Consider the following 16,900-nt stretch of genomic DNA (forward strand, 5'->3'; position numbering starts at 1 on the left):
CCCTTCCTCGACGCCATTAAGGAGCGGCGACGGACGATGGAAACGGAGCCGGTTCCAGCCCATGTGCGGCACTTTATATGGCTCGCCGGTTTTCGTGACGCCCGGAAAGCGGACGACGCGGCCGCGAAGCAAGCCAAGCCCTTTTGTCGGCCCATTTTCCTCGCTTTCGTCAAACAATAGCTGCATCCCTAAACAAATGCCGAGCAGCGGCGTGCCGTTTTCAGCCGCCGAACGGATGAAAGCGGCTAGGCCTGTCTCATTTAAAATGTGCATCGCATCGCGAAACGAGCCGACACCGGGCAAAATCAGCCCGCGCGCCTGCTCCAGCTCCTCTTTGTCGCCGCTTAGGACATACGGACAGCCGAGCCGCTCGAGCGCTTTGCTGACGCTGTATAAGTTGCCCATGCCATAGTCGATGATCCCGATCATCGTCATCCCATTCCTTTCTTCGCTGATCCATGCCAATCGATCGTTTTCCATCATTCACCGAACAACTTGATGACGGCATGCCTTTTATGAACGGCGCTCCTTTCACGCGCGGGCCTCTCCTTGGCGCCCGGCCGCATTCCCTTTGCCCGCGGAACTCTTTCCCCACGGGGGCGCCGCACTAGATCGGCTACAGCATCCCTTTTGTCGACGGAACACCTTTGACGCGCGGGTCGATCATCGTTGCTTCATCCAACGCCCGCCCGAGCGCCTTAAACACCGCTTCGATCATATGGTGCGTATTGCGCCCGTAATGGACGATGACATGCAAGTTCATCCGCGCCTCAAGCGCCAGTTTCCACAAAAACTCATGCACGAGCTCGACATCAAACGCGCCGACTTTCGCTGCCGGAAACTCGCCGCGAAACTCAAAATGCGGGCGATTGCTCAAGTCGATCACAACTTGCGCCAAGGCGTCATCCATCGGCACAAACGCATTGCCATACCGCTTGATCCCTTTTTTGTCGCCAAGCGCTTCCTTGATCGCCTGTCCGAGGCAAATGCCGATGTCTTCAGTCGTATGGTGGTCGTCAATATGCGTGTCGCCTTTGGCCTCAATGCGCAAATCGAACTGGCCGTGCTTGGCGAACAAATCGAGCATATGGGTTAAAAACGGCACGCCCGTTTCCAGTTCCGCCTTCCCTTCGCCATCCAACGAAAGCGATAATTGAATGCTCGTCTCGTTCGTCGTTCTCGCGATCGTCGCTTCCCTTGCCATCATTCATTCCCCTTTCTCGAGCCGCACCTCAATGGCGCGCGCGTGCGCTTCCAGCCCCTCGAGGCGGGCAAAGGCGGCGATTTTTTCTCCATGTTGTTTCAATGCGGCTTCACTGTAAACGATCACGCTTGATTTTTTCACAAACTCATCGACGCCGAGACCGCTTGAAAACCTTGCCGTACCGTTCGTCGGCAGCACGTGGTTCGGCCCGGCGAAATAGTCGCCGACCGGCTCGGAGCTGAAGCGGCCGAAAAACATCGCTCCCGCATGGCGGAGCCGGCCGAGCAGCGCGAGCGGTTCTGCCGTCATCACTTCCAAATGCTCCGGCGCCAGTTCGTTCACAACATCCACCGCTTCCTCAAGCGTCTCGGTGACGTAAATGGCGCCATAGTTCTCAAGCGCCGCTTGGGCAATGTCGCGGCGCGGCAGCGTTTCAAGCTGCCGTTCGACTTCGCTCGCCACCGCCATCGCCAATTTCATCGACGGCGTCACCAAAATGGCCGACGCCCGCACGTCATGCTCGGCTTGCGACAACAAATCCGCCGCAATCTCATCCGGTCGGGCCGTTTCATCGGCGAGCACAACAATTTCGCTCGGCCCAGCGATCATGTCGATCGCCACATGCCCGAACACTTCCCGCTTCGCCAATGCCACATAAATATTGCCCGGCCCGAAAATTTTATCAACCGGCCGAATCGTTTCCGTCCCGTAAGCAAGCGCGGCGATCGCCTGCGCGCCGCCGACTTTGTAAATTTCCGTCACGCCGAGTTCATAGGCGGCGGCCAGCACCCCAACCGGGAGCGTGCCGTCTTTGTTTGGCGGCGAGGTGATGACAATCCGTTTCACCCCCGCCACTTGTGCGGGAATGACGTTCATAAGCACAGACGACGGATAAGCGGCCGTCCCGCCTGGCACGTACAATCCGACCGCATCGAGCGGCGTCACTTTTTGCCCGAGAATCGTGCCGTCTTCTTTCGTCATCAACCATGATTCGCGTTTTTGCCGCTCATGGTAGTCGCGAATGTTCGCCGCCGCTTGGCGAATGATCTCAAGCATCTCCGCGCTCATCACCGCATGCGCGCGCTTCATTTCCTCTTCCGTCACCTTGAGCGAATCCAAGCGGACGCCGTCAAACCGTTCTGTATATTCTTTGAGCGCCGCATCGCCGCGGGCGCGCACGTTGGCGATGATATCAAGCACCGCGCGCCGCTGCTCCTCCGTTCCGCTTTCAATCGTGCGCCGCAGCGAAACGCCGCCTCGGATCCGTTCGATTTTCATCGTTCGCTCCCCTTTCTGTGACGTCCATCGGTTTTCGTCCATTGGCAACCTGCTATTTTCCAACGGCGTTGTCAACGCCGCTCCGCCATTCCCGAATCTCCACCAACCCATTCTTCGGAAACCGCCCATTTCCGCTCTGTCACACCTTTTTTCCTACGGCTGGGGAATGACCGCCGCCAATCGGTCGACCAACCGTTCAATGTCCCCGCCGTTTAGCCGGTAGCTCGCCGGGTTGACGATCAGGCGCGACGTCACCTCGGCGATCCGTTCAAGCTCGACAAGCCCGTTTTCTTTCAACGTCCGCCCCGTGGAAACGATGTCCACGATCCGGTCGGCAAGGCCGATCAGCGGGGCGAGTTCAATGGATCCGTTCAGGCGGATGATTTCGACTTGCTCGCCTTGCTCGCGAAAATACGTTGACGCGATGTTCGGGTATTTCGTCGCCACCCTTGGTGCGATTTCGTTCATCTTGGCGCCGGGCAGCCCGGCGACCGCCAAATGGCAGCGGCTGATTTGCAAATCGAGCAGTTCATACACATCCCGTTCTTCTTCCATCAGCACGTCCTTGCCGGCAATGCCCAAATCCGCGACCCCATGCTCGACATAGGTGACGACATCCATCGGTTTCGCCAAAATAAAGCGCATCTGTTCCTCCGCCACCTCGATCACGAGCTTGCGCGACTCGGTAAATTCCGGCGGCAGCTGGTAATCGGCCTGGCGGAGAAGTTCGAGCGCTTCGTCAAAAATGCGCCCTTTTGGCATGGCAATCGTCAGCATCATTCTTCCTCCTTGCTCCTCATCATGTCAAATGCGGCGCTGGGCCTCGAGTACACCGCATGCTCTCCACCGCCATGGGCAGCCTCTCCCGTCCGTTCTTCGCATCCGCTCTGTCCCGCCAATCGCTGCCGTTTTCAACAGCGTCGATGACCAACCGGCGGCCCCTTCTCTGTTATGTTCACTGCCCATCGCGCCCGCTGCGGCCAAGCAAATACACGATCGACCGATAGCGCTGGCTGTAGGCGTCAATATCGCGAATGCCGGCGATATGCTGCAAGACGACGCGCTTGCCTTCCGCCCGTTTCGCTTCGGCCAATTCCACCGCTTCCGCCAGCCGCTCTTGGCTGAACACGATGCATTCGATGTCGCCGCGCACATCCGTTTCCCCGATCGCCTCGATCAAACGGTCGACGCGCAAGCCAAACCCTGTCGCCGGCGCCGGGCGGGAAAACTTCCCAAGCAAATCATCATACCGGCCGCCGTTGCCGATCGGGAATCCCACTTGCTCGGCGTACACTTCAAATAAAATGCCGGTGTAATAGCTCATATGGCTCACGAGCGCCATATCGAGCTTCACCGCTTCGGCCACCCCGTACGTCCTAAGCGCCGCCATGAGCGCCTCCAGCTCATCGGCCGCCCGCCGTCCTTCGTCGCTTGTGACGAGCGTTTTCGCCTTTTCCATCACTTCCGTTCCGCCGCGCAACGCAAGCAAATCCAACAGCCGCTTTTGATCGATCGACGAAAGCGGCCACGACTTCACATGTTCGCGGTAGCCGACGTAATTTTTTTCATACAAAAAGCGGCGGAGCGCGCTCGCCCGCTCTTCATTCCCTAAAATCTCCAAAAACAGTGCGTTCACATACCCAATATGACCGACCGCCACGGAAAACCGGCCCAGCCCTACGCGCTTCAACAACGCCACCATTAAGCTAATGACCTCGGCGTCGGCGGTCACCGTGCCGTCGCCGATCAGCTCGACGCCAATCTGTTCGAACTCCGCCGGCCGCCCCCCTTCGCGCTGCTGGGCGCGGAACACATTGGCGTTGTACGCCAACCGGAGCGGATTGCCGTCTTCATACAACCGCGACGCCGCCACCCGGGCGATCGGCGCCGTCATATCAGGTCGGAGCACGAGCGTATGCCCTTGCTGATCGAGGAGCTTAAACAGCCGATGATCGGCAATCGCCGACGCCGCCCCGACCGTTTCATAATATTCCAACGTCGGCGTTTCGATAAACTCGTACCCCCAGCGCTCAATTTCTTCCGCCATCACCGAGCGCACTTGTTTTTTCAACTCATATAAAAACGGCAGCGTATCGCGCATGCCTAACGGTTTTTCAAACATGAACAGCTTTTTTGCCATGTCCCCACGCCCTTTATCAAAATGCTTTAGTTTGCTAATATGGTAGAGAAGTGAAGTTATTAGTAGTTTACTCCTTTGCGGCCACAGCGTCAAGGGGGGAATGCTTCACAAATAACAAAACGGACAAGATCGCTTCAAAAAAGGAAGCGCTTGTCCATTTCGTTCCATGTCGCATAGGCGATTATCCACACTAATGGAATAAATCCCTAACAAAGTAGAGTACTTATTTAGATTTTCAATCCAGTAGCTATTCCCTTTTGTATCGGTAAAATGGGCAGTAAAATTTGGTCGGTAAGATGAGCCGCCAGCTATATTCACGACCCAACGCACAACCTTGTTTCTATTGTAAGTCAGTTGATTAGTGCTTAAATCCACTTCTAAAGGATAAAACGCAGGAAATACATTTGCTGCCACTGTTTTGTTCGTTCCTATCATTATGCTCACACTTAAAAACCAGTATAGTAACAAAGCCGCGTAATTTGTTCATAGAATGACCACCCTAGTTAATAGCTTAAGCTAGGATTATAAATGGATGTAGACGCCGTCGTATACTCTTCATTGCCGAAACTAACATTTGCAGCGATCTCCGCACCCCTTGGCAGCCCAATAGAGATTCCTAGATCCGCAGCCCATGTGTCATGCCCGTACCAAGCCTTAAAGGCAGAATAAGTTGTTGATTTGATTTTTGACTCGTCATTGCCAATTAAATACACATACGTCGTTCCTTTCGCGTCATACGCCGTACTGGTTAAATCATATAGAAAACCTACGCCCGACAGACGATCTTCATCAGTCGCATTATAAATGTTCTTTGTGTCCCAATCTTTTTATCACTTTTTCTGGAAATCTTCATTTTTCCAAACAAAACCCTGCCCCCATTCAATTGGAAGGCGGTTCATTCGTGCGGACTGTTGTCGATCCCACAACAGATGGTGCTCAATAATGAATATTTTGTCTCTTTAATGAATTCGATGTTTCAGTGCTATAATTGTTGGTAAGTGAAAATATTGAAAAAAATTTCTAGATGTCATGGAACTTAAGCATACTTTAAAAATCATGATAGCCGAATCCGACATAAACAACATGGCTGCGATCGCCAAGCATTTGTGACATTTCGTTCATCTATTAATAACAACTCGTTAAGGGCTGTCGACTTTATAAAGGTTTGCGGATTGATGGGGGATGGAATTGCGGTTAGAGATACAAAGTCTCAATGATCGTTTTAACGGAGAGAGGAGAGAAACCATGTTAAAAAAGTTGCATGAGAATAAAGATTTGGTAAGAGCAATGAATAGACAGCTAATGGAACTGCAAAAAATCATTGAGAATATGGACGAAAAGCGGGGAAGAATATTTATTGAGTGGCTTGAAACACAAAACAAATATCTCGTCTGGGAAGAAACATTTGACCCATCTTACCTAAGAGCTTATAAGCGGTCAGAAATCGTTTTAGCGCATTTTGGCTTTAATGTTGGCGCTGAATTCGGCGGCATGCACTATGCTGTTGTCATTCGCGATAGTTCAAAAAACAATCCCGTCGTCAACGTCGTTCCTTTATCTTCGTTAGACGAAAACGAAACAGAACAGGATGTACATAAAGACTCGGTCTTTTTAGGTACGATTGAGGGACTGAACGAAAAAAAGGCAGTGGCCATTCCAAACCAAATGCGCCCTATAAGCAAAATTCGCATTTTCAAACCCAAAAAAGCAAAAGACGGCGTTTTCAAATTAACAAGCGAACAAATGGACTTGATTGACGAAAAAATCCGTAGGATGTACACTAAACTTAGAAAAGATCCAGAAAACCGTTCTTGACACTTCTGTCAAAATGCTTTATTATTTTCTTTGCATGAGATTCGGAAAACAAGCATACGATAAATAATGCCCTTTGAGTTCCTTGAACTCAAGTGCGGCCAAAAATATTTTTCAACTGACCGCCGCATGCGCGGTCCAAAAGGAAAAGCCGCCCCATTTACGGGGCGGCTTTTTACGTGTTTCGCTGACTTTGCATCTTGTGAACTCTCTCTTATCCACCTTCACCGAAAGTTGTTATTCCCATTCTCACCTAAACAGGTTAGACATGAAAAGCCCAATATCGTTTATCATATAGGCATGTACATGCGACGAGCCACACGCAAAAACAAAGACGGAACGACCGTAGCGTATCTCCAGCTTGCTCACAACGAATAGGATCCGAAGGCCAAATGGACGAAAGCGAAGGTGATGGGGATGGGAGGAATTTTGTTTGCCTAGTGATCGTCGAACTCAGGTAAACAATTCCCTCACTTTTTCTGGCCCCTCATTTTTCCAAACAAAAACCCGCCCCCGTTCAATCGGAAGGCGGTTTGTTCGTGCGGACAATGCGCATCGGGCAGCCGGCGGCCATCGCTCCGGGCGGGACGTCTTGATGGACGACGGTGCCAAGAATGCCGCTAACGGCAAGAAACCACTTGCATGTACAAAACTCGATGGTCATCAGCATCGACCGTGATGAACAACGAATCAAACATGTGGCTCAAAAGACGGATCGCTTCCAAGTCTTTTAACTCATCTCTGAACGTCCAACCTTGTGGAAATACCGTGAACACACCTTCTGTTTGGCCAAACGTATGTTGAATGAACGAAATGCAGCGCATGGTGTCGGGATCGATGTGCGTCAGCGGCTTGATTTCGCTCCTTCGTACTTCATAGTGGACCTGGTTTCTCCTGTGCAAATGGACATATCGATGTTCCAGCAATTCCGGTTGTCCAAGGAAATAGAGCTGCCTCACCATGGTGGCAATCATCCCTCTTTTTAACATTGTTTGGAAACGGTGTTTCGAATCCTTTCTTATATGTCGGAGCTGCAAGCGATGGAGTTGATCGTCGATATATACGCCAGAAACGTTATGAAAATGAACCGCAATCTCACGGAAAGCAATGTCCTCCATCTCTCGGTTTGGAATGGGGATAACCGTGACCAATTCAGGCACATCATACAGCACATGCTCGGCAAGGAAAAACTGGGCAAGCGTAGAAAAGGGAGGCTTATCACTGTCCAACTCGATCGGCTGCAGTCGAAATGACTCTTCGTTTCGGTTCGGGTCGATTTGCGGTGGTTGGAAAAACGAACGTTGATACCACTTCATCATAATATTTACATCCTTTTTACGAAATATAGATCCTTTAAAGGCTAGACTCAAGATACCCCATATTTAATTCTAAAAAATCAAAGATCGTTCATAGTTTTAGACAAAATCATTTATTCAAGTTCCTAAAATTATTTTATAATGAAAGTCCTAGATGCAAGGTTGGTAACTCTGTATGCTCCTTTTAGTCCATACACAGTCCCCCATAATTCGGAATAATAAGTACCTGGTCCCACATACATTTCCACTTGACTATATGTCCCCCAGTAAATAAAGTCTCTCTCTCACTATCTACATATATTCCACCAGGTTTATAAATATAAACTGTTGTGGATATGGAGCTAATCACATCGTTAACCAACGTATATTTTGTATTACAAACAGCAACCCCATGACCTCCGTCTCTACAAGTAACGGTCGCACTTCCATATGAACTCGCCTTGTTAGAAATATTTGCATTGGACGACTGAGTTATAAACACTGGGATCAATTCGTACACTGTGGTCACAGAAGATACGTGCGAACTTTCCGGAGTAGAAACAGTAGTAATATTCCCATCACTAGCAGATACTATTGGGGTGCAAAAAAGATTAGATAGTCCAAATAAAAACAAAAACATAAAAACCACTATGTTTTTTACCATCGCATATCTCCTTTCCGTGAAAATGCGCGAACCTTGATGGGCCATTTTCCTGCTCAGATGAAGAGCAAAATTTGCTCATGTGGGATGTTTCTCTAATTGAAAGAGAGTTGGGATGATCCACCTTTTTCGTTAAATCACCGGTCTTCTAGGAGGCAAAATCATGATGGGGTCAGAACATATCATCATGGGAAGAATCCGCTTTTTCTCCAATGAATGAAAGCCGCTCACCTCATATCCTCACATCCTTTCAATCCATTCATTTACTTTAAACTCATATTTCGCAACCTTTGCATAATATACAAAAAAACAACCCGGATATTCGCATAAAAATAATTTTTTATACAAAAATTGTAAAATAATTAATTTTTATTCGGTCAAATCGGGCTTATTTCGAATTTTTATTCAGGGTGCGAAATGTGAGTTTAAACATAATATCTATTTGAATTGTAAAAAAAAAAGAATAATATGTCAACACTTTCCATAACTTTGTCTGACCCCTCATTTTTCCAAACAAAAACCCGCCCCCATTCAATTGGAAGGCGGTTCGTTCGTGCGAACGATGCGCATCGGGCAGCCGGCGACCATCGCCCCGGGCGGGACATCTTTATGGACGACGGTGCCGGCGGCGACCACGGCGCGGTCGCCGATCACCACACCGGGCAAAATGGTCGAGTTCGCGCCGATCATCACCTCATCGCCGATCACCACATCGCCGAGGCGGTATTCGTCCACTAAATATTCGTGGGCGAGAATCGTCGTGTTGTAGCCGATGACGCAGTTGCGGCCGATGCGGATTTTTTCCGGGAAGAGAATATCCGGCATGACCATAAAGGCGAGCGCCGTTTGCTCGCCGATTTTCATGCCGAGAAACGTGCGGTACAGCCAGTTTTTCAGCGGCAAAAACGGCGTGTAGCGCCCGATTTGAATGATGATGACGTTTTTCAGCACTTTCCAAAACGATACGGTGCGGTACAATTGCCAGAGCGAGTTCGCTCCTTGGACAGGGTATTTTGTCGTTCGTCTCACCGGGAGAACGGCTCCCCCTTTCATTCGTTAATGCCAACAATGGCCAACAAATCGCTCATTTTTTCCAGCATATAGTCCGGTTCATATTGTTCCAAATGGCCGCGGCCTTTAATCGCCCAGGCGACGCCGGCCGTTTTTACGCCGGCGTTTTTGCCAGCCAAAATGTCGTGGTAGTTGTCCCCGACCATGAGCGCTTCCGAAGGCGTTGACTGCAACGCCTCGAGCGCTTTATAAATGGGCTCGGGGTCCGGCTTTGGCCGCGTGACATCATCTAGGCCGATGACGCACGAGAAAAACGGTTCAAGCCGCGTTTTTCTTAACCCCATCAGGGCAGTGTCATGCATTTTCGTCGTCACGACGCCGAGGCGGAAGCCGTGGCGGTGGAGCGTTTCGATCGTTTCATACACCGTGTCAAACTCGCGGATCAATTCGTCATGGCGGGCATGGTTGAACGCACGGTACGCCGCCACCATCTCTTCGGCTCGTTCTGGATCAAGCGAGCTGAACGTCTCATACAGCGACGGGCCGATAAACGGCAGAACGTCCTGGCGCTTGTAGCGGCCCGGGTAGTATGTTTCCAGCGTATGCAAAAACGACTGGATGATGAGTTCGTTCGTATCAATCAATGTGCCGTCAAGGTCAAACAAAATGGTGCGAATCGTCATGAAGCGGCTTCCTTTCTAGTCGGATGTTCAAAGCGGCGCCAAACGAACGCCACCGCCATGGTCAACAGCACCGCCGTAATCAAACGGATCAAAAGCAGCGGCCATACGGGAATGCCAAGCGGGACGAAAATGAGCGTATCTTCGACGACTGCGTGGCATGACACGAGAAAAATGAACGCCAGCGTCAAATCGCGCTTCGAGACGCCGTCTTCTTTCGCCGCCTGAATCATCACCCCCGCCCCATAAGCGAGGCCGAACACAAAGCCGGCCGCGAGCGTGAGCGATGTGTTCGGGCTCATGCCAAGCATCTTGGTCGCCGGCGCCATCCAGCGTGAAACCGTCTCGATCCAGTGGCGTTCTTTTAAAATTTGAATGACCGTCATGAGCGGAATGACGATGATCACGAGTTGCACAATGCCGGTGATCGCCTTTTTCAGCGCGGCTAAAGCAACCGCCCCCCAGCCGGACGGAGGAGCGGCTTCGTGCGTGACAAACCCATATTGGGCGATCTCCTGCCCCCCGTCCCATAGATGGGCGATCAACAGTCCCGACACAACGGCCAGTCCGACGCGCACGACGATCATGAGCCAGACGCTCATCCCGGTGCGCGAAGCGACGGATGACTCGACGATCAAGTTATGAGAAAAGGAAAGCATGACAGCTAGAATGAGCACTTCTTTCACTGTAAACTCGATCGTCAGCATCGCCCCGATCGCCGCATACAGCCCGAGCAAGTTGCCGAGCACAAGCGGCACGGCCGCATCGCCTGATAAGCCGAACCATTTCATGAACGGGGTGACAAAGTCAATGAGCCACGAAAACAGCGGCGTCGGCTGCAACAGCGCCAAAAGAAGCGTCACCGGAAAAATGATTTTGCCAAGCGCCCATGACGTCTTCAGCCCGGCGAGCACGCCGCGCTGCAACGTTCCTGCCATGTTCTCCTCTCTCCTTTGCTTGCCTTCATACCGCGGTGCGGCCGAGCAATGATTCTCTTGATACCACACACAGCATCCTTTTTCTCATTTGTCTCGAACCAACCTAAGCCACTATTCATCTTGATACCGCGCGTCCGCCCAGCCTTTCGCCCGGCGCACGATCCAAAGCGCTACGGACAAAACAATGAGCGTCACGGACATCACTTGCGCCGCTCGCAGACTGCCGGCCAGCATCAAGCTGTCGGTGCGCATCCCTTCAATCCAAAAGCGGCCGACGGAATACCAAATCAAATACGACAAAAACAGCTCGCCGCGCCGCAAGTTCACACGCCGCAGCCAAAGCAAAAGACAAAAACCGGCCAAATTCCAAAGCGATTCGTACAAAAACGTCGGATGCCAATAGCGCCCGTCAATGTACATTTGGTTGATGATCCAATCCGGCAAATGCAAATTTTCAAGAAACTGGCGCGACACCGGGCCGCCGTGCGCCTCTTGGTTCATAAAATTGCCCCAGCGCCCGATTGCCTGGCCTAAAATGATGCTTGGCGCGGCAATATCGGCGAGCTTCCAAAACGACAGCCCGCGCGTGCGGGCGAACACCGCGCCCGTCGCCACCGCCCCGATCAAACCGCCGTGAATGGCGAGGCCGCCTTGCCAAACTTTTGGAATCTCGGACAAATGCTTTGAATAATAGTGCCATTCAAACAGCACGTAGTACGCTCGCGCGCAGACAATGGCGATCGGCACGGCAAATAACACGAGATCGACAAACGTCTCTTTCGGCAAGCCGCGCCGCACCCCTTCGCGCGTCGCCAGCCATAGCCCAATCAACACACCGGTGCCGATAATGACCCCATACCAATAAATCGTAATGGGGCCAAGGTGCAAAAACACGCGGTCGAGCGGCTGAATCGTCGATTCCATCGTTTCCACCTCCTATGCTTCATGCAAAACCGAACCCATTCCTCCGACTACAGAAACACGACTGCCCATCAATCGTAATCGTGCGCGCCGTCTTCGATGGCGTCGCTCAGTCGCGCCGAAAACTCCTCAGCCGCGTTGACGCCCATCCGCTTCAGCCGGAAGTTCATCGCCGCCACTTCGACGATGACCGCCAAGTTGCGCCCTGGGCGGACCGGAATCGTTAATTTCGGCAATTCGGTATCCAAAATTTTCACTTTCTCTTCTTCCAACCCGAGCCGGTCGTACTGCTTCTCCGGATCCCAAAGCTCCAAGTCGACGACGAGCGAAATGCGCTTATGCGTCCGCACTGCCCCTGCGCCGAACAGCGTCATCATATTAATAATGCCGAGGCCGCGAATCTCAAGCAGATGCTCGATCAGCTCCGGCGCGCTGCCGACGAGCGTATCTTCATCTTCTTGGCGGATTTCCACACAGTCGTCGGCGACCAACCGATGGCCGCGTTTGACGAGCTCCAGCGCTGTTTCGCTTTTGCCGACGCCGCTTTTGCCAGTGATCAACACCCCGACGCCGTACACATCGACAAGCACCCCGTGCACCGCGGTGGTGGGGGCGAGCTTGCTTTCCAAATAGTTCGTCAATCGGCTTGACAAGCGGGTCGTTTTCATCGTCGAGCGCATGACCGGCACCGACTGGCGCTCAGACGCTTCGATCAGCTCCGGCGGCACTTCCAATCCGCGCGAGACGATGATCCCTGGCGTAATGTCGGTGCAAAGCCGCTCCATCCGCGACTTTTTTTCTTCCGGCGTCAACGTTTCGTAAAACGACAGCTCCGTCCGTCCGAGCAGCTGCAGGCGCTCCGCCGGGTAATAGGCGAAATAGCCGGCCATTTCAATCCCAGGCCGCGACAAGTCGCTCGTCGTAATCGGGCGGTAAATGCCCTCCGCGCCGCTGACGAGCTCGAGCTGGAACTGTTCAATGATGTCTTTCGTCCGCACTTTTGGCATACGTGGCCCTTTCTCCCCTTTCTTCATCTTTTTCCATTGTAACACGTTTCGTTCCGCCGTTGAATGGAAAACATTCGGGGGAAACAAAACAGGGACGGCTCACCCCGTCCCGATCAAGCAGAACCCATCGAAACAAACCAATCATGCCGCCCCCGTTACGACCGGTTGCGCAACGGCTCGATAATCGCTTTTTGCACGAGCAGGTGGAAAAACGACAAGACGATCGAGGCGAGCAGCGCCGTGCCAAAGCCGCCGATTTGAAACGCATCGCCCATCAGTCCTGCGGTCATCATGAGCGTGATGGCGTTAATGACAAACAAAAACAAACCGAGCGTCAACACCGTCACCGGCAGCGTCAACAAGATGAGCACTGGGCGAACGACGGCGTTGAGCACCGCCAAAATCACGCTCGCTAGAAACGCGGCGCCGATGCCGCTGAAGTGAATATCGTCAAAATAGCCGTCAATCGCCATCAGCAGCACGGTATTGATAAACACACCGATCAGCCAATTGAGCATCACATCACCATCTTTTCTGTAATCTTCCGCCTTGAAACGCCATCCTCGACATATCTTGCCTCGAACCGATGGCAATCAGTCATCGTTTTCTTTCAGCGGTGCTGTTGTTTTCTATTTTAACACTTGAATCCCCTTAATGACATTCCAAATCACAACAACGAGGTTCACCGCCCCAGCAACGAGAAAACCAAGCCATACGAGCCCGCCGCCAAAAAGAAGCGATTCCTCGCCCCAATGGCCGAACAGCACCGGCGACGCGGCCAACGCAATGAACAAGAGAATCGTGATGGCCGGAATCAAATGCGACACGAGCGACCGCTTGGCATGGTGTTTGACTTCAAGATCTTCGACAACAAAATAGACGACGATCGGCAAAATGAACGGCGCAAAAAAGACGCTGAAATAACAAAGCGCGGACAACACTTTGTTCGTCGACAATCGGCAATCCCCTTTCCAAGTTTCCTTTACCTGTATATACGACGGCCGCTAGGAAAAGTTTCCTGCCGACGGCAAAAAAAGGCGGCGGCCGCCGGTGCCCCAAGCGGCGGATAAAGCCGCAAAGGCCTTTACACCTTTGCCGCTTCATATCGCTCCTGCATGCGCGCCCGGTCGCGCTCGAGAATCGGTTTCAAGTAGCGCCCGGTGTAGGACGCTTCCACCTCCGCCACCTCTTCCGGCGTGCCGACGGCGACAATTTGCCCGCCGCGGTCGCCGCCTTCCGGACCTAAGTCAATGATGTAATCGGCCGTTTTAATGACGTCCAAGTTATGTTCAATGACAAGCACGGTATCGCCGTTGTCGACGAGCCGGTGGAGCACGTGAAGCAGCCGGGCGATGTCATCGACATGAAGCCCGGTCGTCGGCTCGTCCAAAATGTAGAGCGTCCGGCCGTTTGAGCGGCGGTGCAATTCGGCGGCGAGCTTGACGCGCTGCGCCTCGCCGCCCGAGAGCGTCGTCGCCGGCTGGCCGAGCTTCATATAGCCGAGGCCGACGTCATAGAGCGTCTCGAGCTTGCGTTTGATTTTCGGGATCGAAGCGAAAAAGTCGAGCGCATCTTCGACCGTCATGTCCAGCACCTCGGCGATGTTTTTCCCTTTGTACGTCACCTCGAGCGTCTCGCGGTTGTACCGTTTGCCGTGGCACACTTCGCACGGGACGTACACGTCCGGCAAAAAGTGCATTTCAATTTTGATGATGCCATCGCCATGGCACGCCTCGCAGCGTCCACCTTTGACATTGAAGCTGAACCGCCCTTTTTTGTAGCCGCGCACTTTCGCTTCGTTCGTCGCCGCAAACACCTCGCGGATATCATCAAACACCCCGGTGTACGTCGCCGGGTTCGATCTTGGCGTGCGGCCGATCGGCGACTGGTCGATGTCAATGACTTTATCGAGATGCTCAAGCCCACGAATGTCGCGGTGCTCGCCCGGCTTCGCCTTCGCCCGGTGCAACTTTTGCGCCAGCGCCTTATACAGCACTTCGTTGACGAGTGTGCTTTTGCCCGAGCCCGACACCCCGGTGACGGCGACAAACGTGCCGAGCGGAATTTTGACGGATACATTTTTTAAGTTATGCTCGCGCGCGCCGACCACCTCAAGCCAACGTCCGTCCGGACGGCGACGCTCGGCCGGAATCGGGATGAATTTTTTCCCCGATAAATACTGGCCGGTGAGCGAGTTCGGGTCGTTCATCACTTCTTCCGGCGTGCCGGCGGCGACGACCTCGCCGCCGTGGATGCCCGCCCCCGGACCAATGTCAATCAAATAGTCCGCGGCCAGCATGGTATCCTCGTCGTGCTCCACCACAATGAGCGTATTGCCGAGGTCGCGCATGCTTTTCAACGTCGCGATCAGCCGGTCGTTGTCGCGCTGATGAAGCCCGATCGACGGCTCGTCGAGCACGTACAACACCCCCGTCAGCCGCGAGCCGATCTGCGTCGCCAAGCGGATGCGCTGCGCCTCGCCGCCGGAGAGCGTTCCTGCCGAGCGGCTGAGCGTCAAATAGTCGAGGCCGACGTTTTGCAAAAAGCCGAGCCGGTCGCGAATTTCGCGCAAAATAAGGCGGGCGATTTGCGCCTCTTTTTCGGTCAACTCGAGCCCGTCAAAAAAGGCGAGCGCCTCAGTCACCGACATGGCCGCCACTTCGCCGATATGTTTGCCGCCGACAAGGACGGCGAGGCTTTCTTTTTTCAACCGGTGTCCTTGGCATGTCGGACATGGTTGTTCCGCCATATACTTTTCCATCTGCTCGCGGATGTAGTCCGAGCTCGTCTCGCGATAGCGACGCTCGACGTTCGGAATGACGCCTTCAAACGCGATGTATTGTTCGCGCACTTGACCAAAATCGTTCGTATAGCGGAAATAAATCGGCTCACCGCCGCTGCCGTACAAAATTTTATCCAGCTGCTCTTTCGGCAAGTCTCTGACCGGCACGTCCATCGGGATGCCGTAATGGCGGCACACGGCTTCGAGCAGCTGCGGGTAATATTGCGAGCTTTGCGGCTCCCACGGAGCGATGGCGTGTTCTTTTAACGTCAGCTCATCGTTCGGGATGACCAAATCCGGATCCACTTCGAGCTTCGCCCCGAGCCCGTCGCAGTCCGGGCAGGCGCCGAACGGACTGTTGAACGAAAACAGACGCGGTTCAAGCTCCCCGATCGAAAAGCCGCAGTACGGGCAGGCATGCTTTTCGCTGAACAGCAGCTCCCCCTCGCCAATCACATCGACGACGACTTTGCCGTCAGCGAGCTTCAGCGCCGTCTCAAGCGAATCGGCAAGCCTGGCGGCGATGCCGTCTTTGATGATGATGCGGTCGACGACGACATCAATCGAATGTTTTTTGTTTTTTTCGAGCTCAATGTCTTCGGTCAACTCGCGCATCTCGCCGTCAATGCGGACGCGCACATACCCTTGCTTGCGGATGTCTTCGAGCGTCTTGGCGTGCGTTCCTTTTCTCCCCGAGACGATTGGGGCGAGAATTTGCATTTTCGTCCGCTCCGGGTAAGAGAGCAGCCGGTCGACCATTTGCTCGATCGTCTGCGATTGGATTTCAATGCCGTGCGTCGGGCAGAACGGACGGCCGATGCGGGCGAATAGCAGCCGCAAATAATCGTAAATTTCCGTCACCGTGCCGACGGTTGAGCGCGGGTTGCGGCTCGTCGTTTTTTGATCGATCGAAATGGCCGGCGACAATCCTTCAATCGCATCGACGTCCGGTTTTTCCATCTGCCCTAAAAACTGGCGGGCATAAGCCGACAGCGATTCAACATAGCGCCGCTGGCCTTCCGCGTAAATCGTATCAAACGCCAACGACGACTTCCCCGACCCGGACAGCCCGGTCAAGACGACGAGCTTGCCGCGCGGGATTTCGACGTCAATGTTTTTCAAGTTGTGGGCGCGCGCCCCTTTGACGATAATTTTATCCATTCCGTTCACC

Annotated in this window: 15 protein-coding genes; 1 reads left to right on the forward strand and 14 read right to left on the reverse strand. The window is 53.1% G+C overall.

Annotation, left to right across the window (positions count from 1 at the left end):
- The 5 genes from hisH to BRO54_RS02925 all read right to left on the reverse strand — a co-directional run.
- Nucleotides 1-435 (reverse strand): imidazole glycerol phosphate synthase subunit HisH (gene hisH / locus BRO54_RS02905; RefSeq protein ID WP_074043142.1); only part of this gene is annotated, 435 nt, incomplete at its 3' end.
- 181 nt (nt 436-616) lie between these two features.
- Nucleotides 617-1,204 (reverse strand): imidazoleglycerol-phosphate dehydratase HisB, encoded by a 588-nt coding sequence (hisB, locus tag BRO54_RS02910; RefSeq protein WP_074043143.1) that lies wholly within the window; start codon nt 1,202-1,204, stop codon nt 617-619.
- Nucleotides 1,205-1,207: 3 nt separating this feature from the next.
- A complete protein-coding gene (gene hisD, locus BRO54_RS02915; protein WP_074043075.1) occupies nt 1,208-2,482 on the reverse strand; it encodes a histidinol dehydrogenase in 1,275 nt (424 codons plus the stop codon).
- A gap of 153 nt (nt 2,483-2,635) precedes the next feature.
- Nucleotides 2,636-3,259, reverse strand: a complete 624-nt coding sequence (gene hisG / locus BRO54_RS02920; RefSeq protein WP_074043076.1) for an ATP phosphoribosyltransferase — start codon at nt 3,257-3,259, stop codon at nt 2,636-2,638.
- A 178-nt stretch (nt 3,260-3,437) separates the two neighbouring features.
- Nucleotides 3,438-4,622 (reverse strand): ATP phosphoribosyltransferase regulatory subunit, encoded by a 1,185-nt coding sequence (locus BRO54_RS02925; RefSeq protein ID WP_074043077.1) that lies wholly within the window; start codon nt 4,620-4,622, stop codon nt 3,438-3,440.
- 1,182 nt (nt 4,623-5,804) lie between these two features.
- Here BRO54_RS02925 and BRO54_RS02940 point away from each other — a divergent pair.
- A complete protein-coding gene (locus tag BRO54_RS02940) occupies nt 5,805-6,437 on the forward strand; it encodes a type II toxin-antitoxin system PemK/MazF family toxin (RefSeq protein WP_239691190.1) in 633 nt (210 codons plus the stop codon).
- 617 nt (nt 6,438-7,054) lie between these two features.
- On the opposite strand, the gene BRO54_RS02950 is transcribed toward BRO54_RS02940, so the two are convergent.
- From BRO54_RS02950 to uvrA, 9 genes are all read right to left on the reverse strand, one after another.
- Complete coding sequence (locus tag BRO54_RS02950; RefSeq protein WP_074043079.1) at nt 7,055-7,753, reverse strand: hypothetical protein; 699 nt, start codon at nt 7,751-7,753, stop codon at nt 7,055-7,057.
- 1,168 nt (nt 7,754-8,921) lie between these two features.
- Complete coding sequence (locus tag BRO54_RS02955) at nt 8,922-9,419, reverse strand: acyltransferase (RefSeq protein WP_074043144.1); 498 nt, start codon at nt 9,417-9,419, stop codon at nt 8,922-8,924.
- Nucleotides 9,420-9,439: 20 nt separating this feature from the next.
- On the reverse strand, nt 9,440-10,084 hold the full coding sequence (ppaX, locus tag BRO54_RS02960; RefSeq protein ID WP_074043080.1) for a pyrophosphatase PpaX: 645 nt from the start codon (nt 10,082-10,084) through the stop codon (nt 9,440-9,442).
- Entirely contained in the window at nt 10,081-11,019 is a 939-nt protein-coding gene (locus BRO54_RS02965) for a nucleoside recognition domain-containing protein (RefSeq protein WP_074043081.1), read from the reverse strand. The genes ppaX and BRO54_RS02965 overlap by 4 nt, the downstream gene beginning before the upstream one ends.
- A 111-nt stretch (nt 11,020-11,130) precedes the next feature.
- A complete protein-coding gene (lgt, locus tag BRO54_RS02970) occupies nt 11,131-11,943 on the reverse strand; it encodes a prolipoprotein diacylglyceryl transferase (protein ID WP_074043082.1) in 813 nt (270 codons plus the stop codon).
- Nucleotides 11,944-12,011: 68 nt separating this feature from the next.
- On the reverse strand, nt 12,012-12,947 hold the full coding sequence (gene hprK / locus BRO54_RS02975; RefSeq protein ID WP_033004901.1) for an HPr(Ser) kinase/phosphatase: 936 nt from the start codon (nt 12,945-12,947) through the stop codon (nt 12,012-12,014).
- Nucleotides 12,948-13,102: 155 nt separating this feature from the next.
- Nucleotides 13,103-13,465: a phage holin family protein gene (locus BRO54_RS02980; RefSeq protein WP_011232553.1), complete on the reverse strand. Its 363-nt coding sequence runs from the start codon at nt 13,463-13,465 to the stop codon at nt 13,103-13,105.
- Nucleotides 13,466-13,576: 111 nt separating this feature from the next.
- Entirely contained in the window at nt 13,577-13,903 is a 327-nt protein-coding gene (locus tag BRO54_RS02985; protein ID WP_074043083.1) for a magnetosome magnetite crystal formation protein family, read from the reverse strand.
- Between the two features lie 128 nt (nt 13,904-14,031).
- Nucleotides 14,032-16,890 carry an excinuclease ABC subunit UvrA gene (uvrA, locus tag BRO54_RS02990; RefSeq protein ID WP_074043145.1) on the reverse strand — a complete coding sequence of 953 codons (2,859 nt, stop codon included), beginning with the start codon at nt 16,888-16,890 and terminating at the stop codon, nt 14,032-14,034.
- Nucleotides 16,891-16,900: the final 10 nt, after the last annotated feature.

The organism is Geobacillus proteiniphilus (genome assembly GCF_001908025.1).
Lineage (GTDB): Bacteria > Bacillota > Bacilli > Bacillales > Anoxybacillaceae > Geobacillus > Geobacillus proteiniphilus.

Bases quoted from the DNA above. Each gene is read 5' to 3' on its own strand.
- hisB (WP_074043143.1), bottom strand. From the start codon at position 1,204: ATGGCAAGGGAAGCGACGATCGCGAGAACGACGAACGAGACGAGCATT.
- hisD (WP_074043075.1), bottom strand. From the start codon at position 2,482: ATGAAAATCGAACGGATCCGAGGCGGCGTTTCGCTGCGGCGCACGATT.
- hisG (WP_074043076.1), bottom strand. From the start codon at position 3,259: ATGCTGACGATTGCCATGCCAAAAGGGCGCATTTTTGACGAAGCGCTC.
- BRO54_RS02925 (WP_074043077.1), bottom strand. From the start codon at position 4,622: ATGGCAAAAAAGCTGTTCATGTTTGAAAAACCGTTAGGCATGCGCGAT.
- BRO54_RS02940 (WP_239691190.1), top strand. From the start codon at position 5,805: ATGGAATTGCGGTTAGAGATACAAAGTCTCAATGATCGTTTTAACGGA.
- BRO54_RS02950 (WP_074043079.1), bottom strand. From the start codon at position 7,753: ATGATGAAGTGGTATCAACGTTCGTTTTTCCAACCACCGCAAATCGAC.
- ppaX (WP_074043080.1), bottom strand. From the start codon at position 10,084: ATGACGATTCGCACCATTTTGTTTGACCTTGACGGCACATTGATTGAT.
- BRO54_RS02965 (WP_074043081.1), bottom strand. From the start codon at position 11,019: ATGGCAGGAACGTTGCAGCGCGGCGTGCTCGCCGGGCTGAAGACGTCA.
- lgt (WP_074043082.1), bottom strand. From the start codon at position 11,943: ATGGAATCGACGATTCAGCCGCTCGACCGCGTGTTTTTGCACCTTGGC.
- hprK (WP_033004901.1), bottom strand. From the start codon at position 12,947: ATGCCAAAAGTGCGGACGAAAGACATCATTGAACAGTTCCAGCTCGAG.
- BRO54_RS02980 (WP_011232553.1), bottom strand. From the start codon at position 13,465: ATGCTCAATTGGCTGATCGGTGTGTTTATCAATACCGTGCTGCTGATG.
- uvrA (WP_074043145.1), bottom strand. From the start codon at position 16,890: ATGGATAAAATTATCGTCAAAGGGGCGCGCGCCCACAACTTGAAAAAC.